This is a genomic window from Burkholderia sp. SIMBA_062 (genome assembly GCF_046534765.1).
Taxonomy (GTDB): domain Bacteria; phylum Pseudomonadota; class Gammaproteobacteria; order Burkholderiales; family Burkholderiaceae; genus Burkholderia; species Burkholderia ambifaria.
The window spans coordinates 1-547 of the sequence record NZ_JAWRYD010000106.1; the positions used below are offsets into that span (position 1 = coordinate 1).

At 49.7% G+C, this 547-nt stretch carries 1 protein-coding gene; it reads right to left on the reverse strand.

The features are described 5' to 3' along the window. Nucleotides 1–38: 38 nt before the first annotated feature. Nucleotides 39–260 (reverse strand): Sul7d family chromatin protein, encoded by a 222-nt coding sequence (gene sul7d / locus SB786_RS35590; RefSeq protein WP_410578403.1) that lies wholly within the window; start codon nucleotides 258–260, stop codon nucleotides 39–41. Between the last annotated feature and the right edge of the window lie 287 nt (nucleotides 261–547).

A 547-nucleotide genomic window follows, 5' to 3' on the forward strand; every position in this document is an offset into this window, starting at 1 on the left:
GCAGCCGGATCTCAGTGGTGGTGGTGGTGGTGCTCGAGTCATTTTTTCTGTTTTTCCAGCATCTGCAGCAGTTCTTTCGGCGCGTCTTTTTCAGAAACCGCACCACGACCGGTTTTACCACCACCTTCGTCGTAGGTGAAAGAGATCATTTTACCAACACGCCAAACTTTTTTGATTTTAGAGATGTCAACTTCTTTTTCTTCACCTTTGTATTTGAATTTAACGGTCGCACCACCACCACCGGTACCAGATTTTTTGATGTTCAGCCAAGAGGTCAGACCGGTCTGTTTGGTTTTCTGCCAACGCAGGTCTTCTTTACGGTAACCGAAACCTTCCAGGATACGCAGAACCGCCGGCAGAACCTGGTTTTCGATGTAGTATTCCGCGTCGTATTTGTGTTTACGCGGGTCGTATTCTTCCGCCAGGATCGCACGGTTAGAGATCGGACCGTCACCACGCAGAACGATGTAACCGATAACCATACCCGGTTTGATTTTAACACCTTTCGCCGCCAGACGTTTCGCAACCGCAACGTGCGGGCCGATCG